The 23,428-nt window shown below is 61.2% G+C and carries 23 protein-coding genes; 12 read left to right on the top strand and 11 right to left on the bottom strand.

What is annotated here, in order from left to right; all coding sequences use genetic code 11:
- Window positions 1–16: 16 nt before the first annotated feature.
- The 6 genes from AB7828_RS28315 to urtA form a co-directional block, all read right to left on the bottom strand.
- Window positions 17–853 carry an urease accessory protein UreD gene (locus AB7828_RS28315; RefSeq protein WP_441231791.1) on the bottom strand — a complete coding sequence of 279 codons (837 nt, stop codon included), beginning with the start codon at window positions 851–853 and terminating at the stop codon, window positions 17–19.
- Window positions 854–877: 24 nt separating this feature from the next.
- Window positions 878–1,573 carry an urea ABC transporter ATP-binding subunit UrtE gene (gene urtE, locus AB7828_RS28310; RefSeq protein ID WP_068733931.1) on the bottom strand — a complete coding sequence of 232 codons (696 nt, stop codon included), beginning with the start codon at window positions 1,571–1,573 and terminating at the stop codon, window positions 878–880.
- 62 nt (window positions 1,574–1,635) lie between these two features.
- The gene (gene urtD / locus AB7828_RS28305) at window positions 1,636–2,475 is read right to left on the bottom strand and encodes an urea ABC transporter ATP-binding protein UrtD (protein ID WP_439084205.1); all 840 of its coding nucleotides are present in this window, start codon (window positions 2,473–2,475) and stop codon (window positions 1,636–1,638) included.
- 8 nt (window positions 2,476–2,483) lie between these two features.
- Window positions 2,484–3,656: an urea ABC transporter permease subunit UrtC gene (gene urtC, locus AB7828_RS28300; protein WP_439062428.1), complete on the bottom strand. Its 1,173-nt coding sequence runs from the start codon at window positions 3,654–3,656 to the stop codon at window positions 2,484–2,486.
- Window positions 3,653–5,263 carry an urea ABC transporter permease subunit UrtB gene (gene urtB, locus AB7828_RS28295; RefSeq protein ID WP_441231790.1) on the bottom strand — a complete coding sequence of 537 codons (1,611 nt, stop codon included), beginning with the start codon at window positions 5,261–5,263 and terminating at the stop codon, window positions 3,653–3,655. Before urtB ends, urtC begins: the two co-directional genes overlap by 4 nt.
- Before the next feature lie 151 nt (window positions 5,264–5,414).
- Window positions 5,415–6,737 (bottom strand): urea ABC transporter substrate-binding protein, encoded by a 1,323-nt coding sequence (urtA, locus tag AB7828_RS28290; protein WP_068733926.1) that lies wholly within the window; start codon window positions 6,735–6,737, stop codon window positions 5,415–5,417.
- 490 nt (window positions 6,738–7,227) lie between these two features.
- On the opposite strand from urtA, the gene AB7828_RS28285 reads away from it, so the two are divergent.
- From AB7828_RS28285 to AB7828_RS28275, 3 genes are all read left to right on the top strand, one after another.
- On the top strand, window positions 7,228–8,745 hold the full coding sequence (locus AB7828_RS28285; protein WP_089261529.1) for a DEAD/DEAH box helicase: 1,518 nt from the start codon (window positions 7,228–7,230) through the stop codon (window positions 8,743–8,745).
- 24 nt (window positions 8,746–8,769) lie between these two features.
- Window positions 8,770–9,048 carry a translation initiation factor IF-1 gene (gene infA, locus AB7828_RS28280; RefSeq protein WP_068733922.1) on the top strand — a complete coding sequence of 93 codons (279 nt, stop codon included), beginning with the start codon at window positions 8,770–8,772 and terminating at the stop codon, window positions 9,046–9,048.
- A gap of 307 nt (window positions 9,049–9,355) precedes the next feature.
- Window positions 9,356–9,568: a cold-shock protein gene (locus AB7828_RS28275; protein WP_011474122.1), complete on the top strand. Its 213-nt coding sequence runs from the start codon at window positions 9,356–9,358 to the stop codon at window positions 9,566–9,568.
- Window positions 9,569–9,720: 152 nt separating this feature from the next.
- On the opposite strand, the gene AB7828_RS28270 is transcribed toward AB7828_RS28275, so the two are convergent.
- The 4 genes from AB7828_RS28270 to AB7828_RS28255 all read right to left on the bottom strand — a co-directional run bounded on the left by AB7828_RS28270 (window position 9,721) and on the right by AB7828_RS28255 (window position 13,357).
- On the bottom strand, window positions 9,721–10,302 hold the full coding sequence (locus tag AB7828_RS28270) for a TadE/TadG family type IV pilus assembly protein (protein WP_441232331.1): 582 nt from the start codon (window positions 10,300–10,302) through the stop codon (window positions 9,721–9,723).
- 29 nt (window positions 10,303–10,331) lie between these two features.
- Window positions 10,332–10,874: a TadE/TadG family type IV pilus assembly protein gene (locus AB7828_RS28265; protein ID WP_441231789.1), complete on the bottom strand. Its 543-nt coding sequence runs from the start codon at window positions 10,872–10,874 to the stop codon at window positions 10,332–10,334.
- Between the two features lie 179 nt (window positions 10,875–11,053).
- Window positions 11,054–11,560, bottom strand: coding sequence for a pilus assembly protein N-terminal domain-containing protein (locus tag AB7828_RS28260; protein WP_441232330.1), 507 nt, complete (start codon window positions 11,558–11,560; stop codon window positions 11,054–11,056).
- A 969-nt stretch (window positions 11,561–12,529) separates the two neighbouring features.
- On the bottom strand, window positions 12,530–13,357 hold the full coding sequence (locus AB7828_RS28255) for a sterol desaturase family protein (RefSeq protein WP_441231788.1): 828 nt from the start codon (window positions 13,355–13,357) through the stop codon (window positions 12,530–12,532).
- 285 nt (window positions 13,358–13,642) lie between these two features.
- On the opposite strand from AB7828_RS28255, the gene AB7828_RS28250 reads away from it, so the two are divergent.
- The 9 genes from AB7828_RS28250 to AB7828_RS28210 all read left to right on the top strand — a co-directional run bounded on the left by AB7828_RS28250 (window position 13,643) and on the right by AB7828_RS28210 (window position 22,482).
- Window positions 13,643–13,807: a Flp family type IVb pilin gene (locus AB7828_RS28250; RefSeq protein WP_092152065.1), complete on the top strand. Its 165-nt coding sequence runs from the start codon at window positions 13,643–13,645 to the stop codon at window positions 13,805–13,807.
- Between the two features lie 303 nt (window positions 13,808–14,110).
- Entirely contained in the window at window positions 14,111–14,635 is a 525-nt protein-coding gene (locus AB7828_RS28245; protein ID WP_441231787.1) for an A24 family peptidase, read from the top strand.
- A gap of 120 nt (window positions 14,636–14,755) precedes the next feature.
- On the top strand, window positions 14,756–15,541 hold the full coding sequence (cpaB, locus tag AB7828_RS28240; RefSeq protein ID WP_441231786.1) for a Flp pilus assembly protein CpaB: 786 nt from the start codon (window positions 14,756–14,758) through the stop codon (window positions 15,539–15,541).
- Window positions 15,542–15,558: 17 nt separating this feature from the next.
- Window positions 15,559–17,013: a type II and III secretion system protein family protein gene (locus AB7828_RS28235; protein WP_441231785.1), complete on the top strand. Its 1,455-nt coding sequence runs from the start codon at window positions 15,559–15,561 to the stop codon at window positions 17,011–17,013.
- Between the two features lie 23 nt (window positions 17,014–17,036).
- Window positions 17,037–17,771, top strand: coding sequence for a CpaD family pilus assembly protein (locus tag AB7828_RS28230; RefSeq protein WP_441232329.1), 735 nt, complete (start codon window positions 17,037–17,039; stop codon window positions 17,769–17,771).
- On the top strand, window positions 17,768–19,036 hold the full coding sequence (locus AB7828_RS28225) for an AAA family ATPase (RefSeq protein ID WP_089261540.1): 1,269 nt from the start codon (window positions 17,768–17,770) through the stop codon (window positions 19,034–19,036). Before AB7828_RS28230 ends, AB7828_RS28225 begins: the two co-directional genes overlap by 4 nt.
- Before the next feature lie 21 nt (window positions 19,037–19,057).
- Window positions 19,058–20,512 carry a CpaF family protein gene (locus AB7828_RS28220; RefSeq protein WP_093759229.1) on the top strand — a complete coding sequence of 485 codons (1,455 nt, stop codon included), beginning with the start codon at window positions 19,058–19,060 and terminating at the stop codon, window positions 20,510–20,512.
- Between the two features lie 10 nt (window positions 20,513–20,522).
- Window positions 20,523–21,497: a type II secretion system F family protein gene (locus AB7828_RS28215; RefSeq protein WP_068736327.1), complete on the top strand. Its 975-nt coding sequence runs from the start codon at window positions 20,523–20,525 to the stop codon at window positions 21,495–21,497.
- Window positions 21,498–21,507: 10 nt separating this feature from the next.
- Window positions 21,508–22,482, top strand: coding sequence for a type II secretion system F family protein (locus tag AB7828_RS28210; protein WP_441231784.1), 975 nt, complete (start codon window positions 21,508–21,510; stop codon window positions 22,480–22,482).
- 54 nt (window positions 22,483–22,536) lie between these two features.
- On the opposite strand, the gene AB7828_RS28205 is transcribed toward AB7828_RS28210, so the two are convergent.
- The gene (locus tag AB7828_RS28205; RefSeq protein ID WP_441231783.1) at window positions 22,537–23,340 is read right to left on the bottom strand and encodes a tetratricopeptide repeat protein; all 804 of its coding nucleotides are present in this window, start codon (window positions 23,338–23,340) and stop codon (window positions 22,537–22,539) included.
- Between the last annotated feature and the right edge of the window lie 88 nt (window positions 23,341–23,428).

Genomic DNA, 23,428 nt, shown 5'->3' with positions numbered 1-23,428 from the left:
AGGTCTCTGAATAAGTTTAGTTGAGCCACATGCGCGGCAGCATCGCGCCTGATCGTCCAAGCACCGCCATCATGTCGGCGCGCAGCTTCGCCGCATCTTGTGCACAGAAGCGGGCCATTGCAAAGCCGTTCCAGCAGGAGATACCGACTTCGCCGCCAGCGCCATCCGTGGCTTCGCGTAGCCGCTCGATGAGCGCCTCGTCGCCGGGCACGATCAGCGCCGTGCCGATGGCCACCGCGCCATTGCCGATTGCCGGTCTGGCCAGTTTCGCGGCGATATCGCCATCCAGCCGCACGTTTTCCGCGAACACCAGCCTGCCACCGCGACGCAGGCGCCAGCGGTCGACGAAAGACCCCGTCTGCATCACCTCGCCCATGGCCGCACGACCGAACACCACGATCTCGCAAAGTAAAAGCGTCGCGCGATCGGCCAGATCGATATCGATGCGCCTGATGGTGCGGGCCTGATCGAACAGGATGGTTTCCTGCGGCAGCCAGGACAGATGCGCGCCGGCCTCGGCCTTTAGCGCGATGTTGATTTCGGCGGCGGGGCCATGGGAGCGATAGATCTTCTCGGCGGCTGCCGTGGTCACTGTCAGGCTGGTGCCCTCGCCGGCCGCAATATCGATATCGAAACGGTCGCCGCCTGCCGCGCCGCCGGCGGTGTTGACGAACATCGCAGACAGGCCGTGATCTTCGGGAGACGGGAAGCGCACGCGCAGCGAGCCGGATTCATGCAACTGGCGGCGGCGGGTCTTGCCCTCCACCAGATGCACGTCGAACGCCACCGCGCCGCGGGCACGATTAGCGGCGAAGATCGCCGATGGCGACAATGTCGTCTTGTCAGCCTGCATGCACTCTCCGGCTTTGAGCCCGCGTTACAGCGCCATCTGGCGGCTGATCTCGGCGGGATCGAGCGTGCTGCGGTCACAGGTGTATTTCACCGCACCGCGATCCATCACGGCGAAGTTGTCGCCGAGTTCGCAGGCAAAGTCGAGATACTGTTCCACGAGGACGATAGCGATATTGCCGAGCGAGCGCAGATAGGAAATGGCGCGGCCGATATCCTTGATGATCGAGGGCTGGATGCCTTCAGTCGGCTCATCCAGTAGCAGGAGCTTCGGTCGCATCACCAGCGCACGGCCGATGGCAAGCTGCTGCTGCTGGCCGCCGGAGAGATCGCCGCCGCGCCGGCCAAGCATCGAGTTCAGCACCGGAAACAGCGAGAACACATCGTCGGGAATGTTGCGGTCGGCGCGCTTCAGCGGCGCATAGCCGGTCTTGAGGTTTTCTTCCACCGTGAGCAGCGGAAATATCTCGCGCCCCTGCGGTACGAAAGAAATGCCGCGCCGCGCCCGCTCGAACGGCTTCAGCGTCGAGATGTCCTGACCGTCGAAGGTGATCGAACCTGACGAGATTGCCTGCTGGCCGACCATGGCGCGCAGCAGTGACGTCTTGCCAACGCCATTGCGGCCGAGAACACAGGTGACCTTACCAGGTTCAGCCGACACTGTGACACCACGCAGCGCCTGAGCGGCACCGTAATAGAGGCTGATATTATCGACCTTCAGCATATGACCTAATCCTTGCGCATGATCTGGTCCGAAAACCGGTTTCCACTTTTCGGGATCATGCGTCAGCGCCCCAAATACACTTCGACCACGCGGTCGTTGGTCGACACCTGATCGATGGTGCCTTCGGCCAGAACGGTGCCTTCGTGCAGACACGTCACCTTGACGCCGAGTTCGCGCACGAAGGTCATGTCGTGCTCGACGACCATCACTGTCTTGTTGTCGCGATTGATCGCCTTCAGCAGTTCGGCCGTCTGGTGCGTTTCGACATCGGTCATGCCTGCGACGGGCTCATCCACCAGCAGCAGCTTCGGATCCTGCGCCAGCAGCATGCCGATTTCGAGCCACTGTTTCTGGCCGTGGGAGAGATTGCCGGCGAGACGGTCGCGCGAGTCCGTAAGGCGAATGGTCTCAAGCACCTTGTCGATGCTCTCGGCTTCGGCACGATTGCTCCGCCAGAACAGCGTGCCGCGCACGCTGTGATCGACATTCAGCGCCAGCAGGAGATTGTCGTAAATCGTCTGGCTCTCGAACACCGTCGGCTTCTGGAATTTGCGGCCGATGCCGAGCTCGGCGATCTTGGTCTCATCCAGCAGCGTCAGGTCGTGAATGCCGTCGAAATAGACGTCGCCCTCGTCCGGCTTGGTCTTGCCAGTGATGATGTCCATCATCGTGGTCTTGCCGGCACCATTGGGGCCGATAATGGCGCGCATCTCGCCGGGCGCGAGCACCATCGACAGATTGTTGATGGCATGGAAGCCGTCGAACGAGACGTGGACGCCGTCGAGATAGAGCTGCGCGGAGGTGATGCGCTTCTGACGGGCCTCGGCTTCGCGCGCCGCGACCACAGGATCGATCACCGCGGGCGCGTGGGAGGCCGGCGTTACGGGGGCTGGCGTTTCAATCACGGTCATCACGCCTTCTCCGCCAGATGGGGTTTGGTGACGCCATCTTCCGCTGCGGCGCTATCGGCATTCGCGCTATTGCTGGCTTTGCGACTTTCCGACCACGCATTGAAGGTGCCGATGATGCCCTTCGGCAGCAACAGCGTCACGAGAATGAACAGCGCACCGAGCATGAACAGCCAGTAGGGAGCAAGGGCGCCAGATGTGAACACCGTCTTGGCGTAGTTGACCACGACTGCGCCGAGCGCCGCACCGACCAGCGTGCCACGGCCACCGACCGCGACCCAGATGACTGCTTCAATCGAGTTCGCCGGGGCGAATTCACCGGGATTGATGATGCCCACCTGCGGCACATAGAGCGCACCCGCAACGCCGGCCATGCAGGCCGACAGCGTGAACACGAACAGCTTGTAGGATTCGACACGGTAGCCCAAGAATCTCGTGCGGGATTCCGCGTCACGTATGGCGATCAGCACCTTGCCGAGCTTCGAGGTCACGATGGCACGGCAGACGAGGAAGCCGATGATCAGCGCCAGACAGCTCAGCGCGAACAGCGCCGCGCGGGTGCCGTCGGCCTGTACGTTGAATCCGAGGATGTCCTTGAAATCGGTGAGGCCGTTATTGCCGCCGAAGCCGAAATCGTTGCGGAAGAACGCCAGCAGCAGCGCATAGGTCATCGCCTGCGTGATGATCGACAGATACACGCCAGACACGCGCGAGCGGAAGGTGAGCCAGCCGAACACGAAAGCCAGGATGCCCGGCGCGATCAGCACCATCGCCGCGGCGAACCAGAACATGTCGAAGCCATACCAGTACCACGGCAGCGCCTTGTAGTTCAGGAATACCATGAAGTCCGGCAGGATCGGGTTGCCATAGACGCCGCGCGAGCCGATCTGGCGCATCAGATACATGCCCATGGCATAGCCGCCGAGCGCGAAGAAGGCGCCGTGACCGAGCGAGAGAATGCCGCAATAGCCCCAGATCAGATCGATAGAGAGCGCGAGAATGGCGTAGCAGACATATTTGCCGAACAGCGCCATCAGATAGGTCGGCACCTGCAGCGGCGAGTCCGCCGGCAGCAAAAGGTTCGACAGCGGAATGAGAATGCCGACCGCGGCGACAATCAGCAGGAAGATCGTGGCGCTGCGGTCCAGCGTTCGGGTGAGGAAATGCGGCGTCATGCTTCGATCGCCCTGCCCTTGAGCGCGAACAGACCGCGCGGCCGTTTCTGAATGAACAGGATGATCAGCACCAGGATGGCAATCTTGCCAAGCACGGCGCCGGCGACCGGCTCCAGGAACTTGTTGGCGATGCCGAGCGAGAACGCACCGACCAGCGTGCCCCACAGATTCCCGACGCCGCCGAACACCACGACCATGAAACTGTCGATAATGTAGCTCTGGCCGAGATTGGGCGAGACGTTGTCGATTTGGGAGAGCGCCACGCCGGCAATGCCCGCAATGCCGGAGCCGAGACCGAAGGTCAGCGCATCCACGCGCGAGGTTGCGATGCCCATGGACGCGGCCATGCGGCGATTCTGGGTGACGGCGCGCATCTCGAGTCCGATCGAGGTGTAGCGCAGCATCGCCAGCAGGATCGCAAACACGGCAAGCGTGAAGCACAGGATCCAGAGCCGGTTGTAGGTGATCGTGAGCTGACCCAGCTCGAATGCGCCGGACATCCATGAGGGATTGCCGACCTCGCGATTGGTCGGGCCAAACATGGTGCGCACCGCCTGCTGCAGCACCAGCGACAGACCCCAGGTCGCCAGCAGCGTTTCCAGCGGACGGCCATAGAGGAAGCGGATAATGGTGCGCTCGATGACGATACCGAGCAGACCAGCGACGATGAAGGCCAGCGGCACGGCCATCAGCAGCGAGTAGTCGAACAGGCCGGGATAGCTGGTGCGGATCACGTCCTGCACCACGAAGGTGACATAGGCACCGATCATCACCATCTCGCCATGCGCCATGTTGATGACGCCCATCACGCCGAAGGTGATGGCGAGGCCAATGGCAGCGAGCAAGAGAACCGAGCCGAGCGACAGGCCGTACCAGGCGTTCTGGCCGATCGACCACAGCGTCTGCCGGCTGTTGATGGCGGTGACAGCGCTGGCCGCGCTGCGCGCGACACCAACGGTCTGATCGGCCGGCAGACTGGTGAGCAGCGCCAGCGCGTCCTGATCGCCGCGCCCCTTGATAATCGCAATGGATTCGATCTTCTCGGCCTCGGTCGCATCTTCCTTGTAGAGCAGGATCGCAGCACGGGCCTCGGTAAAGGCCTGTTTGGCGACCTTGTTGGTTTCTTTCTCCAGCGCGGTCTCGATCACCGGCAGCATCGCGGTCTCGTGGCTTTTGAACACCGACTGCGCCGAGGCGATGCGCTTGGCGGGATCGGGCGACATCAGCGTGAGTCCGCCCAGTGCGGATTCGATGTTGCGACGAAGACGATTATTGAGGCGCACCGCGGCGGCGCTGGCCGGTACTTCAGCGACGGCCTCGCCGGTGGCAGCATCGGTCACCTTACCGTCGGTGCCAGTGAGATAAACCTTCTTGCTGTCGGGATCGGCGGAGAGGCGGCCTTCCTGCAGCGCGGTGATCACAGCGAAAGCCTGCGGATGGCCCGAGGTGGCGATGATGCCCACGGCCTCGTCGCTGTCGGAGAAATCATCATTGGCGAATTTGGCGACGGCATCCTCGAAAGGACCCGCAAAGGCCGGAATAGCGGTCGCGACGATCAGCAGAAATGCAACAGCGATCGCGCGGAAACGATAAAGGAGATCAGTCACTGGAAAACCCCGGCCGAAGAAAAAAGAGAAGGCGACGGATTCACCGCCTTCTCCAGTTTTGGGAGTCTCGTGTCAGAAGAGTCTCGGGAGGATCATCATTGCGGGCGAAAAATGCCCGCAATGATGGAGAACACAGAACCTCAGAGCGAGATCAGGAACCCTGACCGCCGCACTTGTTGGTCTTGGTGTTGAAGTTGCCGCACTTCTTGCCGACCCAGTCGCCGATCAGGTCCTTGGAGCCGTCGAGCTCCTTCGACCATGCATCGCCAGCCACCAGCGCCGGGGTCTTCCAGACCACGTCGAACTGGCCATTGGCCTTGATCTCGCCAATGAACACCGGCTTGGTGATGTGGTGGTTCGGCAGCATCTTCGAGGTACCGCCGGTCAGGTTCTTGGCTTCGATGCCGGGCAGTGCGTCGATAACCTTGTCGGCTTCGATCGACTTGGCCTTCTCGACCGCCTTCACCCACATGTTGAAGCCGATCACGGTGGCTTCCATCGGGTCGTTGGTCACGCGCTTCGGATTCTTGGTGAAGGCCTGCCACTCCTTGATGAACTTCTCGTTCTCAGGATTCTTGATCGACTGGAAGTAGTTCCAGGCCGCGAGATGGCCGAGCAGCGGCTTGGTGTCGATGCCGGCGAGTTCTTCTTCACCCACCGAGAACGCAACCACCGGAATGTCGGTCGCCTTGATGCCCTGGTTGCCGAGCTCCTTGTAGAACGGAACATTGGCGTCACCATTGATGGTCGAGACCACGGCGGTCTTCTTGCCGGCCGAGCCGAACTTCTTGATGTCGGCGACGATCGTCTGCCAGTCACTATGACCAAACGGCGTGTAGTTGATCATGATGTCTTCCTGCTTGACGCCTTTCGACTTCAAGTAGGCTTCGAGAATCTTGTTCGTGGTGCGCGGATAGACGTAGTCGGTGCCGGCCAGCACCCAGCGCTTCACCTTCTCGTCCTTCATCAGGTAGTCGACGGCCGGGATCGCCTGCTGGTTCGGAGCGGCGCCGGTGTAGAACACGTTACGCTCGGACTCTTCGCCCTCGTACTGCACGGGATAGAACAGGATGTTGTTCAGTTCTTTGAACACCGGGAGAACCGACTTGCGCGACACCGAGGTCCAGCAGCCGAACACGACGGCAACCTTGTCCTTGGTGATCAGCTCGCGCGCCTTTTCGGCGAACAGCGGCCAGTTCGATGCCGGATCGACCACCACGGCTTCGAGCTTCTTGCCGTTCACGCCGCCCTTCTTGTTCTGCTGATCGATCATGAACAGCACGGTATCCTTCAGCGTGGTCTCGGAAATCGCCATGGTGCCCGACAGCGAGTGCAGAACGCCGACCTTGATGGTGTCGTCTGCGGCTTTGGCCGGCGAAAATGCCGACAGGCCCAGAGCCAGACCCGTTGCCGCGGCCATCAGGCTGCGACGCGAGATCGGCTTGGCTATTGCGTGAGTCAAATTGGTAATCATGTGCGGTCTCTCCCTGACGCAGACGAAATCAATGCAGAACGGCCCCACGGCCGGCGCGTTAAGGAGATCGCAAGAAGTGTGCCAGCCCCCGAACACACGTTAAGTGATTGGGATTACTCGCATGTTTTCGATTTTTAGAAAACGCTGAGGCTTTTTTGTTTATTTCTTGTGCAGAAAAATTGATCATGCACACGGCAAACAGCTTAAATAATCGCCAAAAACTGCCTCATGTCTAAATTTCATGCAGCGGTATTTTGTCGCTGGTTTTAACCCTCACGCCGATTGACCTTGAATCCGCCGCCTTGCTGTTCCATATCAATCGAACGACCTAGAGAATCATCAGGTCCTTGCGAGCCGCGTGTTCTGATCCCGTCTTTACTCTGATCTCCTCAGGGCAGTTCGACGGTTTCTGGCTTGCCCCTTCAGCTAACCAGAACTGACGCCCCAAACACGCGGGTGTCCCAGACACACTCGCGCGCTCCCTGGCCCCATGGTCTTTGAATCATGGCCGGGCGCCTGCTTTCACTTTGGAAAGATTAATCTTTTGACCACCTTTCAGGAATTCGGCCTCGCCGATCCCATCACCCGTGCGCTTAAAGAAGAAAACTACACAACCCCGACCCCGATCCAGGCCCAGACCATCCCGATTGCCATCACCGGCAAGGACGTGATCGGTATCGCCCAGACCGGCACCGGCAAGACCGCTTCCTTCGCGCTTCCCATCCTCCACCGTCTGCTCGAGAACCGTATCAAGCCCCAGCCCAAGACATGCCGCGTGCTAGTGCTGAGCCCGACCCGCGAACTCTCCGGCCAGATCCTCGACAGCTTCAATGCCTATGGGCGCCATATGCACCTCGCATCGGCGCTGGCCATTGGCGGCGTGCCGATGGGCCGTCAGGTCCGTTCGCTGATGCAGGGCGTCGACGTCCTCGTCGCCACCCCGGGCCGTCTGCTCGATCTCGTGCAGAGCAACGGCCTGAAGCTCAACATGGTTGAGTTCCTGGTGCTCGACGAAGCCGACCGCATGCTCGATATGGGCTTCATCAACGACATCCGCAAAGTCGTCGCCAAGCTCCCGATCAAGCGCCAGACGCTGTTCTTCTCGGCCACCATGCCGAAGGACATCGCCGATCTTGCCGAGGCAATGCTCAAGGATCCGGCCCGCGTTGCGGTGACCCCGGTCGCCTCCACCGTGGAGCGCATCAGCCAGCGGATCATGCTGGTCGATCACTCCGCCAAGCCGACGATCCTCGCCCAGATCCTCAAGACCGAGACGGTTGACCGCGCCCTTGTGTTCACCCGCACCAAGCACGGCGCCGACAAGGTCGTGAAGGGGCTCGAGCGCGCCGGCATCGCCGCCGCCGCGATCCACGGCAACAAGTCGCAGAACCACCGCGAGCGCACGCTGGCCCAGTTCCGCACCGGCGAAATCCGCACCTTGGTGGCCACCGACATCGCTGCCCGCGGCATCGACGTCGACGGCATCACCCATGTGGTGAACTTCGACCTGCCGAATATCCCGGAAACCTATGTCCACCGAATCGGCCGTACGGCCCGTGCCGGACGCGAAGGCATCGCAATCTCGCTTTGCGCGGGCGAGGAAATGGCGTATCTGCGCGATATTGAAAAGCTGATCCGCATTTCGCTTCCGAAGGAAGACCGCCGCACCCCAGGCCGCAACGACGTGGGGCCGTCGCCTTCCCAGAACCGTGGCGGTCAGCGCAACGGTCGCTCCGCCCCGCACGCACCACGCAGCAATGACGGAGCGCCCGGCAAGAACGCGCGCAATCGTCGTCGTCCGCATGGCGGTAACGGCGGCGCATCGCAACCGAACCGGGATCATGGTCGGAACGAGAATGCGAGACACGAGAATGCACGGCATGAGCCGATCTCACGTCCGGCCAACCAGGCTGGAACTGCGACTAAAGAAGGGATGCAGGGCGTTGCCTTCCTGCACCGCGAAAGCCGACCGAATACAACCCCGAACCGCACCCAGCGGCCACGCTAACAGCCGATCGATCTGGAGCTAACAATGGCCAAAGAAGAGCTGATCCAGTTCGAAGGACTGGTGACCGAAATCCTCCCCGATGCACGCTATCGCGTGCAATTGGACGCAGGACACGAAATCGTCGCCTACACCGCCGGCAAGATGAAGAAGAACCGCATCAAGACGCTGGCCGGCGATCGCGTGACCATCGAGATGTCGCCCTACGATCTCGAAAAGGGTCGTCTGATTTTCCGCCACAAGGACGAGCGTCCCGGCGGTCCTCCGCGTGGCGCACCGCCGCGCGGTCAGTTCCGTCGCCGCTAAGCGCATCCAGGGTTTAAACTGTCGACAGTTTAAAATCGCAACGACAACCCATCCGCGTATCGGATCACTCGCGATGCGCGGATGGGTAAGCGTTCCTGACCGTTCGTGCGCAATCAAAAAATCGTGCGCGTCAGGATTGTTTTGAGGGGACGCTTCCCCTAATATGAGTTAATCGATTTTCGGCCGGACGACATTATCTATCCCCCGGTGCAGCCGGTCTAGACTGACGACCCTTCCAAAAATTCGATGTCACCAGCCCACATCTGTTGCGTGGGCTACACTATATCTTTGAGAAGGGACTACCCCCATGAGCATGGGAACAGTGAAGTGGTTTAACGCGACCAAGGGCTTCGGCTTCATTCAGCCGGACGATGGTGGCAACGACGTGTTCGTTCACATCTCCGCCGTTGAGCGTGCCGGTCTCGGCACCCTGCGTGAAGGCCAGAAGATCAGCTACGAAATCGTTGCTGACCGTCGTTCCGGCAAGTCGTCGGCCGACAATCTCCGCGCCGCAGGCTAAACGATCATTCGCAAGCTTGATGCTTGCGCATTGATCGACTGAATACGAAAAGGCCGCGCTCTTGAGCGCGGCCTTTTTGCTGAAGCATGATCCGGGAAAGTGGACCGACGATCGTTCGCTGCAACTACAAATGCGCAGCGCATGATCGCAAGTTACGGCGTGCAGCTCGTCACCATTACGACGCAGGAGGTTTGACGCGGCCGCGTGTACATCGCATCGGACAGCGTGAGCCCGCCCTTCGGCACGACCCAGCCGATCGTCGGCACGTATGTATAGTTGGCCTCGCCGAGGATCAGATACTGGTTCGCCACATAGTTCCCGTTGGCGTCCTTGACGATCAGATTGGTGGGAACCGATACGACCGTGCCCACGTCCTTCTTTTGGTCGCCGCGACTCCACACAACTTTGGCGGTCTTGCTCGATGGATCGATATAGACTTGGCTGATGGTCGCCTTGAGCTGCGTCTTGTCATAAGGCGTCAGCATCGCATCGGCGATGATGAAGAAGTTCGAGACATCGGTTTCCGCCAGCGTCGTGTAGCGTGACGCCAGGTCGGCGATGCCCTGTGAGATCTGACTGACCTTGCGATCGACGGCAAAACCGTTGGAAACATCCAGCATGCCGAAGAACATCAGGAACATCAGCGGGAGGATCATCGCGAACTCGACCGCGGATACGCCTCTTGTATCGTCTCGCAACAGCAAGGCCCGTCGCCAGGCTGCCAGTGCTACCATCCGCACGCGCATTGTCCCGACCCCTGCCATCACTGCGGCCCGGTAGCCGATGTCGCGGCCAGCAGGCGCTTGCTGCTCGTGGTTCCGCGACCGATATTGGCGATGTTGTAGCCTAGCCCCGTGACGAACAGAGGCCATTGATAAAACCCGCGGGTCACGACGGTCTGATTGGTGTTCGTCGGCGGCTGCCAGGTAAGCGTGGTGCCGGCATAATTTCCGCTGCTGTCGATCGGATCCGCAATGGTGATCGCCGTGCCCGGATTGTAGGAACGCACATCGGTGCCAATCTTGGTGCAATCCATCAGTACGGAAGCACGCGCGCAGATGACGGCGTTGAAGTCTGCCTGGCTCGGTGCCTGGCTCGTATAGAAAAGTCGGGAGCCATCCTGTACGGCGGTCTCCAACACCTGCCCCGCCAGAAACACCATGCCGGTTTCCATGATGGCAAAAATCAGCGCGAAGAAGACCGGCGCGATCATCGCGAATTCGACCGCGGCCGAACCGCTGCTGTTATGGCCGAAGCGGCGCAGGCGCCCGGCGAGCGTCGCGATCGAGATCAGCGGTAGCAACATCTGCAAGTGCCTCGGTGATAGGAAATAGCTACCACCGAGATGTATCGGAAACAGATTGTTGAAGTGTTTCGCCGGATCGAGACAAGATGGCTCGATGGGTTAACCCGCTGTTGACCATGTCTCCGCCGAACGACACCGCATGGGATGCGGCATCATTTGCGCGTTTACGAGATCACAGGTCAGTTGTTGAGCCTGGCGGCATTTCCTGCCGTTATGGCCTGAGTACTGAGAGTCCCGGCCTGCCCGATCGCGGATCTGAAGAAGGTCTCACCGTCACCCAGTCTCACGCGTTGCTGACATTCTGGCGTACAAGTGTAAGTCTCGCGATTGACGCCACGATAGACGGTGACGAGTTTGTCGGTCGGACCTTCGACCTGAACCAGCCTATCCATCAGGACAGCACCCGTACGATCCATTGCGATCACATTGGTGGCGCCATAGCCCTTGCCGGTCACCACGACCATGCCGCCGGGCTGCAGCGTCACATCTGCAATCAGGGGGTTGCCGACCACGATGGTGGCGATCTTCTCAGGAAATTTGACGAGCTTAGCCTGATCGACGCTGACCGCGATCATATCGTCTGCAGGGGCCGCAAGACCGCCCGCCGGCAACAGCATGGTCCCTGCCACCAGGGTACGGGCCACAAACACCGCACGCATCCGCGCGCGCTTCGACTGAAACGACATCCTGTACTCCGGGACGATACAAGCCGACAAAAGCAGATACGCAGCGGTGCCGGCGCCCGACATGGCAAATGTGCCGTTAATTGATGAAGGAACTGGAAACGGCAGTGGCGGGGTGATCTCCTCGTCATTCTCAGGCACACCAGTTGGCGCCTGAGGGCGGTACAGACCGCTAAGCGGGTCGGACTGAGCCCGAAGTGTTCAGCGCAAAACAGGTCGGGATTCCGGGCTCGATCCCATCGCCTGCGGCGCCGGCCGCGCCCCGGAATGACGGGTGTGGGGCGGGCGCAAAAGCGCCAAAACATTTTTTCCTACTTCCCGTTGACAAGATACCTATGAGGTTATATTCCCCTTCGTCCTGCCCCACCGAGAGGGGCGATCGCGATCGTCACGTTCGCGGGGTGGGATGCGGTGGACGCCGGAGATGCGGCGTCACGCGGTTCATGGGGGAACGTCTGTCTTCGGGCAGGACGGATCTGCGCCAGCACTGCCACTGGCAAGGAGACGGCCGACCTTGGGATGGAAAGAATCCTGGACAGTGTGACGGACGACCAAATCGAAACGTGTCCGGCCTATTCGCTTGAGGCTCCCTTCCCATCGCCTTGGGACTTTAATTCGCGATCGGAGCGTTCGTCGAGGCAAAGTGCAAGCAACCGAAAAAACACCGCAGGCGGAACGTCGGGCAATCGCTCGGCGCCTCCGAAAGTCCTGATGCACTCTAGATTGCGGAAGACCGCATCGCATCAGGCCCAAGGGTGCAACGGGCACCCGGCGTTCCGCACGCCCTCTCACAAGGGGCGGGAATGCAAGCGACAACGGCGCCCCCGCGCCGCAAACAATGGGGGCGATGTCGTATGTCTGAAGAGCCGTGGCTGTTTGACAGTTGAATCAGCGATGACGCACAGGCGCCAGAGGTATCCTTCCCCCAAGCGCGGCTACGCCGCGCTTGGGGGAAGGATAAGATAGAGCGCGCTACTGCTTGAACGGATAGGCCAGTTGGCCGGTGAATTCGGTCGGCAACGGCTCGCCGTCGACACCGTAATTGTCCGGCAGTTCACCCTTCGGCATGCGGAAGGTCCCGAACATGATGTCCCAGATCGGAAACGTGCCGGCGAAATTGGTGTTGCCGCCGCGCTCCTGCGAGGTGTGGTGCCAGCGGTGAAACACCGGCGTCGCCAGCACATATTTGAACGGCCCGAGGGTCCAGTTCAGATTGGCGTGCACGAAAGCCGAGTGGAAGGTCGTGAACGGTCCGACCCACAGCATGATGTTCGGCGAGATACCCGCCATCAATAGCAGCACGTCGACCGCGACGGTGCCGAGAAACAGGTTGACCGGATGAAAACGTGCGGCGGAGATCCAGTCCACCTCTTCCGACGAGTGATGGATCGCGTGGTATTTCCAGAAGCCGCCGCCGTGATACATCCGGTGCAGCCAGTACAGCATGAAGTCGGACACCACGAGGAAGAAGACCGCCTGTACCCAGAGCGGCATCTGCGCCAGCGGCCCGTGGCCATTGTCGTAGAAGGCGATCAGTTCATCGGCATCGTGAATATTGAAGACGACGGCAGCGCCGACCACGAGGAGTCCGATTCGCACGACGCGGGTGATCAACGGCACGAAGAACCAGTAGACCACGTCGGTAACGATCTCCGTCTTGCGCCACCAGTGCTTGCCGGGATTGCAGGCCCAGAAATGCGTCAGCACCGTAAAGACCACGGCCAGAGCCAGTGTGATCGGGACCACCTTCATGATGGTCTCACCGAACATATTCAGGATATCGAAGGGGAGTGTCGTCATCGCGGCCTCGCGGTATTCGAAGGCCAAGAGTTACCGCGGTATGCTTAAGGAGCAATGAAGCGAAAAGGACACGCATGGTGTCATCAAACCCAAGTCATTCTAAAATCGTCTTAAGTAGGTATTTACCGTGCAAAAGAAGAGACAAATGCGACCGACTTTCATCAATCGAATTAACCGCACTGCAATTCCCCACTCCTAGTGTTCCCTCATGGTCACGGTGCTGAGAACGCCGGGGAGACCAGGCATCACGATCGACAGCCACGTGCACATATGGAGTTTTGTATTATGAAGAACCTCGTTTCGCGTTTCATGAAGGATGAGTCCGGCGCCACCGCTATCGAATACGGCCTGATTGCTGCCGGTATCTCGCTGGCCATCATCGCAGTCGTTAACGGCCTCGGCTCGAACCTGAACGGCAAGTTCACCTCGATCAACACCTCGCTCAAGTAAGCGACAGTTACGAGTGCATCAAAGGCTCCGGTGTCCGGAGCCTTTTTTGTTTCGGAATGCTGCTGAGCCGCCGTCGTCAAAAGTGTAATGCGTATGAGACACCCCGACATTCCCCGCTCCGTCCTGCAGGGACTTCAGATCTCGCTCCGCGACCCCGCCGGCCTGGTCTGCGCCGCATTGATCCTCGCGCTGGCCGCCGTCGCGATTCGGATCGCCAGCGTTTGGTAAATTCTTTCTTGTTGTCCGATTGTTCATTTCTGCTGGCTAGGTTTTCCGTCGTCACCGCTACGGGCCTTTGAAGCCATGATTCTCGATTTGATGCGCCTTCTGCTGTTCCCGGGCCTGATGGCCTATGCGGCGATCAGCGACCTTTTCACGATGACCATTTCGAACCGCATCTCGCTGCTGCTGGTGGCGGGCTTCGCCGTATTGGCGATCTTCGGCGGAATGGGTATTCAGGATGCGCTGCCGCATCTCGGCGCAGGGGCATTGGTGCTGGTGGCCGCTTTCACCTGTTTCGCGTTCGGCTGGATCGGTGGCGGCGATGCCAAGCTCGCCGCAGCTGCAGGGCTGTGGTTCGGCTTCGACCATCTCCTGAACTACCTCGTTTACGCCTCGCTGTTCGGCGGCGCGCTCACGTTGCTGCTGCTCCAGTTCCGGCAGTGGCCGCTGCCCTATGCGCTCGGCGGCCAGGCCTGGCTGATGCGTCTGCATCACAAGGAAACCGGCATCCCTTACGGTATTGCCCTCGCCCTCGGCGCGCTGCTCGTTTACCCCGACACCGGATGGGTGAAGACGATCAACCTGGCGCGTTTCGCGCTTCACTAAAATCGGAACTTTCTATTAACGCGATTTAGATACCGCTCATTAACCATGCTTTGACGAATAACTGGTCAACTCCCGTTACAGCGGCGGCAGCGTCGCGGCGTAATGTGGAAAGTGAAGCGTATGAATACCGCACGCATTGTGGTCCTCGCCATTGCACTCGGCGCTGGCAGTGTGGCGCTATATCTTGCGAGCACATCGGACGCACCGCCGCCCCCTCAGGTCGCCGAAGCCCCGACAACTGACGTTCTCGTTGCCAAGGCCGATATCGCGCTCGGTCAGGCGCTCGGTCCCGATGATGTCCAGTGGCAGTCCTGGCCCGCATCAGCGGCGAGCACTAACGTCATCAGCCGTAACAGCCGCCCGGACGCGGCGACGCAAATCGCCGGCTCCATCGCGCGTTCGGCCTTCATTGCCGGCGAACCGATCCGTGAGCCGAAACTGGTGCGCGCCAATGGCGCTGGCTTCATGGCCGCCGTTCTGCCGACCGGCATGCGTGCCGTTTCCACCGAAATTTCGCCGGAAACCGGCGCCGGCGGCTTCATTCTGCCGAACGACCGCGTCGATGTGATCCTGTCGAAGCGCGAACGCGGCGGTGATCGCGGCGGCATGGAGGTCATAAGCTCCGAGATCATCCTGAACAATATCCGCGTTCTCGCCATCGATCAGGCGCCCAAGGAAAAGGACGGGCAGAATTCAGTCGTCGGCAAGACCGCAACGCTCGAATTGAAGCCCGAACAGGCCGAGTTGCTCGCCCGCGCGCGGCAGAGCGGCACGATCTCGCTGGCGTTGCGGGCTCTGGTCGACGCCAACGCGCCTGCGCCGGTTGAAGATCCCAATGGCGGCAAGCGCGACAGCATTAACATCGTGCGTTACGGCATCCCGTCGACCGCGACCGTGACGAAGTGATCGAGAGGACGCAGGCGATGAAGCGCATCACAACAGGCGGATCGATGCGGGCTCTTGCAGCCCGCGCGCTGTCGCTCACCGCCATCACGGTGCTCACGATCAATCCGGTATTGGCGCCAGTTTTCGCGGCCGACTCCGCGTCCATGCAAGCCGGCAGCGCCGGCGCCTTGAACGCGAAATTCCTGCCGCTCGGCATCGGCAAGTCGATCGTCATCGACCTGCCGCGCGACATCAAGGATGTGCTGGTCGCCGACCCCAAGATCGCCAACGCCGTCGTGCGTTCGGCACAGCGCGCCTACATCATCGGCGCGACCGTAGGCCAGACCAACATCGTATTCTTCGACGTCAACGGCCAGCAGATCGCCGCCTATGATATCGCCGTCACGCGCGACCTGAACGGTATTCGGGCCGCGCTCAAGCAGACCATGCCCAATACGGATATTCGCATCGAAGGTCTCGGCGATGGCGTGATGCTGTCGGGTACGGCATCGAGCCAGGTCGAAGCGCAGCAGGCCGCGGACCTCGCGGCGCGCCTCGTCGGCGGCATGGACAAGGTCGTGAACAGCATCTCGGTGCGCGGGCGTGATCAGGTCATGCTCAAGGTCACCGTCGCGGAAGTCCAGCGCAACATCGTCAAGCAGCTCGGCGTCGATCTGTCGGCATCGATGAGCTACGGCACGTCCGTCGTCAACTTCAACAATAGCAACCCGTTCACGGCGCGCGGCAGCAGCCTGGTCGGCGATAATGCACTCAAAGCATCCTTCGGATCGACGCCATCCGTCACGGCGACGCTGAAGGCGATGGAAAACGCCGGCGTCATCCGGACGCTTGCCGAGCCCACGCTGACCGCGATCTCCGGCGAGACCGCCAATTTCCTTGCGGGTGGTGAATTCCCGGTCCCCGGCGGCAATACCTGCGACCCCACGACGCGGATCTGTACGACGCAGATCACCTTCAAGAAATTCGGCATTTCGCTGGGCTTCACGCCGGTGGTTCTGAGTGAAGGTCGTATCAGCCTGCGTGTCGGCACCGAAGTCTCCGAGCTATCGCAGGAAAATTCCGTCACGATCAGCGGAACGTCGATCCCGGCGATCAAGGTCAACCGTGCGGACACCACGCTCGAGATTCCGTCCGGCGGTTCGATGGTAATGGCCGGCCTTATCAAGCAGCAGACCAAAGCGGCCATCAGCGGCCTGCCGGGCATGTCGCAATTGCCTGTGCTGGGCACGCTGTTCCGCAGCCGGGATTACGTCAACAACAACACCGAGCTGATGGTCCTGGTCACGCCCTATGTGGTCCGCGCCGTCGCGCAGAAGGATCTCTCGCGTCCGGATGACGGCTTCGTGGATGCATCCGATCCGCAGGCCGATCTGCTCGGCAACGTCAACCGCATCTATGGCGCACCGCACCGCACCGAGCCGACCCAACCGACGCGCAGCTATCGTGGTGTTTTCGGCTTCATCACGGATTGAGACGGGGCAAGTATCCGATGACCATGATCAATCACACAGCGATACACTCTTCGCGCACACGGACCGCCACTGGCGCGCTGCTGTTCCTGGCGCTTGCGCTCGGCGGCTGCAAGACCGTTGCGCAGGACACCACGTCGAGCATACCGGACGATTACCGGCTGCGGCATCCCATCGTTGTCGAAGAACGGGCCAAGACCACCGAGGTCTTCGTCGGCAGCCAGCGCGGCGGCCTGTCGGCCACACAGCGCGCGGATATCGTATCGCTCGGTCAGGACTGGTTGCGCGAAGGCACCGGCGTCATCACTGCGGAGGTGCCGGTCAATACACCGAATGCACGCGCCGCCAGAGAGTCTTATCGTGAGGTTCATTCGCTCCTGATGGCGATCGGCGTGCCCCAGAACGGCGTCCTGATGCGCAGCTATCAGCCGAGCGATCCGCGTATGTTGCCGACCATCCGCGTCAGCTACCCGCTGATCGCGGCTTCGGCTGGTCCGTGCGGCACCTGGCCCGACGACCTTGCGTCGTCGATCAAGAACAAGGGCTATCTCGCGAACAAGCCATATTACAATCTCGGCTGCGCCCAGCAACGCAATCTCGCCGCCATGGTCGCCAATCCTTCGGACCTGGTTCAGCCGCGCGCCGAAACCCCTGTCTATGCCGGCCGACGTACCGTCGTGCTGGAGAAGTATCGCAAGGGTGAGAGCACTGCGACGACCTATCCCGAAGACAAGACCAGAATCAGCAATGTGGGCCAATGATTAGCTACGCGCAGAAAACCGCAGACGAGCAGCCCTCCGCCGCAACACCCGCGGCAGAGGAGCATATTGCGCCGGCACCGCGGGTGTCGGTGCAGGCGTTCTGCGAGACCGTGGAAACCGCTGCCGCTGTGCAGGCCGCCGCCGAGGACAGGCGCCTGGGCAAGGCTCACATCAAGATCCAGATGGGCGGCATGCCTGCGGCCATCGAGGCCTATCGGTCGGCACCGACGCCGAACGTCATTGTTCTCGAGACCGAACCGCGCGGCGACATTCTCGCCGGCCTGGATCAACTGGCGACAGTTTGCGATTCCGGTACCCGCGTGGTGGTGATCGGCAAGGTCAACGATGTCACGCTCTACCGCGAGCTCGTTCGTCGCGGCGTCAGCGACTACGTGATCGCGCCTGTTGCGACGATCGACGTCGTTCGTTCGATCTGCGGATTGTTCTCGGCGCCGGAAGCCAAGGCGGTCGGCCGTATCATTGCCGTAGTCGGCGCCAAGGGCGGCGTCGGCGCGTCCACCATCGCTCACAACGTCGCCTGGGCGATCGCGCGCGATCTGGCACTGGACTCCGTTGTGGCCGATCTCGATCTCGCCTTTGGAACTGCCGGGCTGGACTACAACCAGGACCCGCCGCAAGGCATCGCCGACGCGGTGTTCTCGCCGGATCGTGTCGATACCGCCTTCATCGACCGACTGTTGTCGAAGTGCACCGACCATCTCAGTCTGCTGGCTGCCCCTGCCACACTGGACCGCGTCTACGACTTTGGCGCCGAGGCCTTCGACTCGATCTTTGACACGCTGCGGTCGACAATGCCCTGTATCGTGCTCGACGTGCCGCATCAATGGTCGGGCTGGACCAAGCGGGCCCTGATCGGTGCGGATGACATCCTGATCGTTGCAGCACCGGATCTCGCCAACCTGCGCAATACCAAGAACATGTACGATCTGATCAAGGCCTCACGCCCCAATGATCGCGCACCGCTGTACTGCCTCAATCAGGTCGGCGTGCCAAAGCGGCCCGAAATCAGCGCCAGCGAATTCGCCAAGGCCATCGAGACACCGCCGATCGTCACGATCCCGTTCGATCCACAGATGTTCGGCTCGGCCGCCAACAATGGTCAGATGATTGCCGAGATTGCGGCCGGCCATCGCACCACCGAACTCTTTCTGCAAATTGCGCAGCGGCTGACGGGCCGCGGCGAGGCCAAGAAGCCACGAGGATCCTTCCTGGGTCCGTTCCTGGAGAAATTGCGGTCGAAGTAATTCACCGCATGGAGTGTTGTCGTGTTTGGTAAGCGTAGCGGAACAGATACCGATGTCCGGGCCGTCAAGCCCGCCAGCGCGCCGGAGCCCTCTCCCGGCGCGATGGCTGCGTCTGCGCCACCAGCTGTGTCATCGCCGCCGCTGTCACCCGCGCGCGCCGCACCTGCCCCCGTCATCGCAGAGCGCCGCTCCGAAAATTACTATCAGGTCAAAGCGACGATTTTCGGCGCCCTGATCGAGGCGATCGACCTCGCGCAGCTCGCCAAGCTCGACGGCGAATCCGCGCGCGAGGAAATCCGCGACATCGTCAACGAGATCATCGCGATCAAGAACATCGTGATGTCCATTGCCGAGCAAGAAGAACTGCTCGACGACATCTGTAACGACGTGCTCGGTTACGGGCCGCTCGAGCCGCTTCTGGCTCGCGACGACATCGCCGACATCATGGTCAATGGCGCCGGCACAGTGTTCATCGAAGTCGCCGGCAAGATCCAGAAGACCGGCATCCGTTTCCGCGACAATCAGCAGCTGCTGAATATCTGCCAGCGCATCGTCAGCCAGGTCGGCCGCCGCGTCGACGAATCCTCACCGATCTGCGACGCTCGTCTTGCCGACGGTTCGCGCGTCAACGCCATCGTGCCACCGCTGGCCATCGATGGCCCCGCGCTGACGATTCGTAAATTCAAGAAGGACAAGCTGACGCTCGAGCAACTGGTCAAATTCGGCGCGATCTCGCCGGACGGCGCCCAGATCCTTCAGATCATCGGCCGCTGCCGCGCCAACGTGCTGATCTCCGGCGGTACCGGTTCGGGCAAGACCACGCTGCTGAACTGTCTCACCAACTATATCGACGACGACGAGCGCATCATCACCTGCGAAGACGCCGCTGAACTTCAGCTGCAGCAGCCCCACGTGGTGCGGCTCGAAACCCGGCCGCCGAACATCGAGGGCGAAGGCCAGGTCACGATGCGCGAACTGGTGCGCAACTGTCTGCGTATGCGTCCGGAGCGGATCATCGTCGGCGAAGTCCGCGGACCCGAGGCATTCGACCTGTTACAGGCGATGAATACTGGCCATGACGGCTCGATGGGCACCCTGCACGCCAACAATCCGCGTGAAGCGCTGTCGCGCTGCGAATCCATGATCACCATGGGCGGTTTCTCGCTGCCCTCGCGCACCATTCGCGAAATGATCTGCGCGTCGATCGACGTCATCGTACAGGCCGCCCGTCTGCGCGACGGCTCGCGCCGCATCACGCACATCACCGAGGTGATGGGCATGGAAGGCGACACCATCATTACGCAGGACCTGTTCGTCTACGACATGGTCGGTGAAGACGCCAACGGCAACATCATCGGACGGCACCGCTCGACCGGCATTGGCCGCCCGCGGTTCTGGGATCGTGCCCGCTATTACGGCGAAGAGAAGCGGCTCGCGGCGGCGCTCGATGCTGCCGAAGTCATAGCGCCGAACTGAGGAGCGAATGATGAACATGCAGGCGCTCGCATTGGCATTCATGGCCAGCATCGCTGTCGGCGGTCTGGCCTGGGTTTTTCTCTATCCGCTGTTGTCCGGCGAGAAGAAGGCCGAAACCCGCCGTGCATCGGTCGCGCGGACGGAGCCCGTGGCGCGCCAGGTCGACAGAAACCAGCGGTCCCGGCGCGAGCAGGTCGAAGGATCTCTCAAGGAAGTCGAAGCACGTCTCCAGAAGGAAAAGAAGATCCCGCTCGGAATCCGGATCGCGCAGGCCGGCCTCGACTGGAGCGACCAGAAATTCATGGTGATCTCCGGCATTCTGGGAGGCGGAAGCTTCCTAATGACCATGATGTTTGGCGGCGGTCTGCTCGCGGCCGCCGGTCTCGGATTCGCCGCCGGCTTCGGCCTACCGCGCTGGATCCTCAGCTTTCTCAAGAAGCGGCGCGAGGCGGCCTTCCTCAAAGCGCTTCCAGATGCCGTCGACGTCATCGTTCGCGGTATCAAGGCCGGTCTGCCGCTATTCGACTCGATCAAGGTTGTCGCCGCCGACGCGTCGGAACCCCTACGCAGCGAATTTCTTGCCATCATCGAAACTCAGACCATCGGTATGCCGCTCGGCGAGGCTTGTGCGCGGCTCTATGAGCGCATGCCGCTTCCGGAAGCCAACTTCTTCGGCATCGTCATCGCGATCCAGCAAAAATCGGGCGGCAACCTCTCGGAAGCTCTCGGCAACCTCTCCAAGGTGCTGCGCGACCGCAAGAAGATGGCCGAGAAAATCCAGGCCATGTCGATGGAAGCCAAGGCGTCCGCCGGCATCATCGGCTCGCTGCCGCCGATCGTGATGTTGCTCGTCTATCTCAGCACGCCTGAGTATATTTCGCTGCTGTGGACCCATCCGACAGGCCGCCTGATGCTGGCGGCCTGCGTGGTCTGGATGTCCTGCGGCATCTTCGTCATGAAGCGCATGATCAACTTCGACTTCTGATGGTGCTGACATGGTCGATCTCCTGATAGCAAAGCTCCACGACGTCCGCTTCATGACGATGCTGCTGGCCGCGATCGCGGTTGCGGCAACGGCCTACAGCCTGCTGACGCCGCTATTCGCCGGCGATGGCCTCGCCAAGCGAATGAAAGCGGTCGCCAGCGAACGGGAGCGGCTGCGGCAGCGCGAGCGGGACCGCATGGCGAAAGGCGAGAGAGTGTCGCTGCGCCAGACGCCGAAGCAACTCGTCTCCAAGGTTGTGACCGACTTCAACCTCAGCAAATGGCTGGCGCAGGAAGCCGCGCTCGACAAGCTGGTCATGGCCGGCTATCGCGGCCACGCGCCCTATATCACCTTCCTGTTCTTCCGCGCCGTCACGCCGATCGTGTTCCTCGTCTTCGCGATCCTCTATGTGTTCGTCATCTCGCGCATGGAACAGTCGATGCCCATCAAGATCGGCATGTGCCTCGGTGCCGCCTATCTTGGCCTGCAGGCGCCGATGATCTTTCTCAAGAATGCAATCACCAAACGCCAGCTTTCGATCCGCCGTGCATTTCCGGACGCTCTCGATCTGCTGCTGATCTGTATCGAATCCGGCATGTCCATCGAAGTCGCGTTTCGCCGCGTGTCCATCGAGATCGGAACGCAGTCGGTGGCGCTGGCCGAGGAATTCACACTGACCACGGCCGAACTGTCCTATCTGCAGGATCGCAAGGTTGCATATGAGAACCTCGCAAAGCGTACCGGATTGGAGGGCGTCAAATCAGTCTGTCTGGCGCTAATGCAGTCGGAACGCTACGGCACTCCGCTCGGTCAGAGCCTTCGCGTGATGGCGCAGGAAAACCGCGACATGCGCATGAATGAAGCCGAGAAGAAGGCCGCCGCGCTGCCGCCGAAGCTGACGGTGCCGATGATCCTGTTCTTCCTGCCGGTTCTGTTCGTCGTCATTCTCGGCCCAACGGGCATCAAGGTCGCAGCGATGCAGTGAGGCCGGTGAGCTTGGCCTTGCTCAACGTCATTGCGAAATTTGACCTGCGAGAAATTACGACCGACGCGGTGCGTCGTCGTCCCGGGCGCCCAGGCGGGGCTGACCTTTACTGCTCAGCATCTGCTTGAGATAGGCGACATTCGCCGCTGCTTCGTCTGGCGGCAGGTCAGCCCTCACGATGGATTCCGCTTCACCGAACCGGCCTTGCAGGCCAACCACGAGACCGAGATTCTGGCGAACGCGCGGATCGACATTGCCGCGGCCCTGCGCGCGGCGCAGCGTCGCCTCGGCCTGCGGCAGATCCTTCGAAAGCATGTAGGACAGACCGAGATTGGAGAGCACGGACGGCTCCTCCGGCCTGATCTTCAGCGCGCTGTCGTAGTAACGGCGGGCTTCGTCATGCCTCCCCATCTGGTCAAGGACGGCGCCTTGTGCCGACAGGATACGCCAGTCCGGATTGGCTGGGCTATGTGCGGTGGTCAGCACATCGAAGGCGCGCTGGAAGCTGCCGGCGTCAGCCAGCGCGCGGCCGTAGCCTGCCAGCAGCGGCCTGTTGCCGGGATTCGTCAGCGTCGCTTGTTCGAACACCGAAACGGCCTGGGCCCGTTGGCCGTTGGCCCGGAGCGCCTGGCCGTAACGCAGGGCAGCGTCAGCATCCTTGGGATTGGCGCGATAGCGTTCGCCATAGACTTCGGCCGCACGGGCGGGATCGGCATCGGCTGGTGCTTCCGCCCGAGCGCCAAGGGAACCGGTGATATCGGACATGCCCGCCGTCTTGCAGCCGGCAAGGCCTGCGGCCAGGATCGCGGTTACCGCCGCGGTCGTCAAAAGCCGGGCAAGACAAGGGGGCTGACGCATGACAGGTTGACTCAACAAATGGAGCGAACGGGCGGGCCGGAGGACTTCAGCAATAGAGTGTTAACCCTAATGGCTGGTTAATCGGTGC

This window comes from Tardiphaga sp. 215_C5_N2_1 (assembly GCF_052076055.1).
GTDB lineage: Bacteria > Pseudomonadota > Alphaproteobacteria > Rhizobiales > Xanthobacteraceae > Tardiphaga > Tardiphaga robiniae.
This window is presented reverse-complemented; position numbering and strand designations above follow the sequence as displayed.

Excerpts from the sequence above, each read along its gene's own strand:
- AB7828_RS28315 (WP_441231791.1), bottom strand. The coding sequence starts at position 853 with ATGCAGGCTGACAAGACGACATTGTCGCCATCGGCGATCTTCGCCGCT.
- urtE (WP_068733931.1), bottom strand. The coding sequence starts at position 1,573 with ATGCTGAAGGTCGATAATATCAGCCTCTATTACGGTGCCGCTCAGGCG.
- urtC (WP_439062428.1), bottom strand. The coding sequence starts at position 3,656 with ATGACGCCGCATTTCCTCACCCGAACGCTGGACCGCAGCGCCACGATC.
- urtA (WP_068733926.1), bottom strand. The coding sequence starts at position 6,737 with ATGATTACCAATTTGACTCACGCAATAGCCAAGCCGATCTCGCGTCGC.
- AB7828_RS28285 (WP_089261529.1), top strand. The coding sequence starts at position 7,228 with ATGGTCTTTGAATCATGGCCGGGCGCCTGCTTTCACTTTGGAAAGATT.
- infA (WP_068733922.1), top strand. The coding sequence starts at position 8,770 with ATGGCCAAAGAAGAGCTGATCCAGTTCGAAGGACTGGTGACCGAAATC.
- AB7828_RS28275 (WP_011474122.1), top strand. The coding sequence starts at position 9,356 with ATGAGCATGGGAACAGTGAAGTGGTTTAACGCGACCAAGGGCTTCGGC.
- AB7828_RS28270 (WP_441232331.1), bottom strand. The coding sequence starts at position 10,302 with ATGGTAGCACTGGCAGCCTGGCGACGGGCCTTGCTGTTGCGAGACGAT.
- AB7828_RS28265 (WP_441231789.1), bottom strand. The coding sequence starts at position 10,874 with ATGTTGCTACCGCTGATCTCGATCGCGACGCTCGCCGGGCGCCTGCGC.
- AB7828_RS28260 (WP_441232330.1), bottom strand. The coding sequence starts at position 11,560 with ATGTCGTTTCAGTCGAAGCGCGCGCGGATGCGTGCGGTGTTTGTGGCC.
- AB7828_RS28255 (WP_441231788.1), bottom strand. The coding sequence starts at position 13,357 with ATGACGACACTCCCCTTCGATATCCTGAATATGTTCGGTGAGACCATC.
- AB7828_RS28250 (WP_092152065.1), top strand. The coding sequence starts at position 13,643 with ATGAAGAACCTCGTTTCGCGTTTCATGAAGGATGAGTCCGGCGCCACC.
- AB7828_RS28245 (WP_441231787.1), top strand. The coding sequence starts at position 14,111 with ATGATTCTCGATTTGATGCGCCTTCTGCTGTTCCCGGGCCTGATGGCC.
- cpaB (WP_441231786.1), top strand. The coding sequence starts at position 14,756 with ATGAATACCGCACGCATTGTGGTCCTCGCCATTGCACTCGGCGCTGGC.
- AB7828_RS28235 (WP_441231785.1), top strand. The coding sequence starts at position 15,559 with ATGAAGCGCATCACAACAGGCGGATCGATGCGGGCTCTTGCAGCCCGC.
- AB7828_RS28230 (WP_441232329.1), top strand. The coding sequence starts at position 17,037 with ATGATCAATCACACAGCGATACACTCTTCGCGCACACGGACCGCCACT.
- AB7828_RS28225 (WP_089261540.1), top strand. The coding sequence starts at position 17,768 with ATGATTAGCTACGCGCAGAAAACCGCAGACGAGCAGCCCTCCGCCGCA.
- AB7828_RS28215 (WP_068736327.1), top strand. The coding sequence starts at position 20,523 with ATGAACATGCAGGCGCTCGCATTGGCATTCATGGCCAGCATCGCTGTC.
- AB7828_RS28210 (WP_441231784.1), top strand. The coding sequence starts at position 21,508 with ATGGTCGATCTCCTGATAGCAAAGCTCCACGACGTCCGCTTCATGACG.
- AB7828_RS28205 (WP_441231783.1), bottom strand. The coding sequence starts at position 23,340 with ATGCGTCAGCCCCCTTGTCTTGCCCGGCTTTTGACGACCGCGGCGGTA.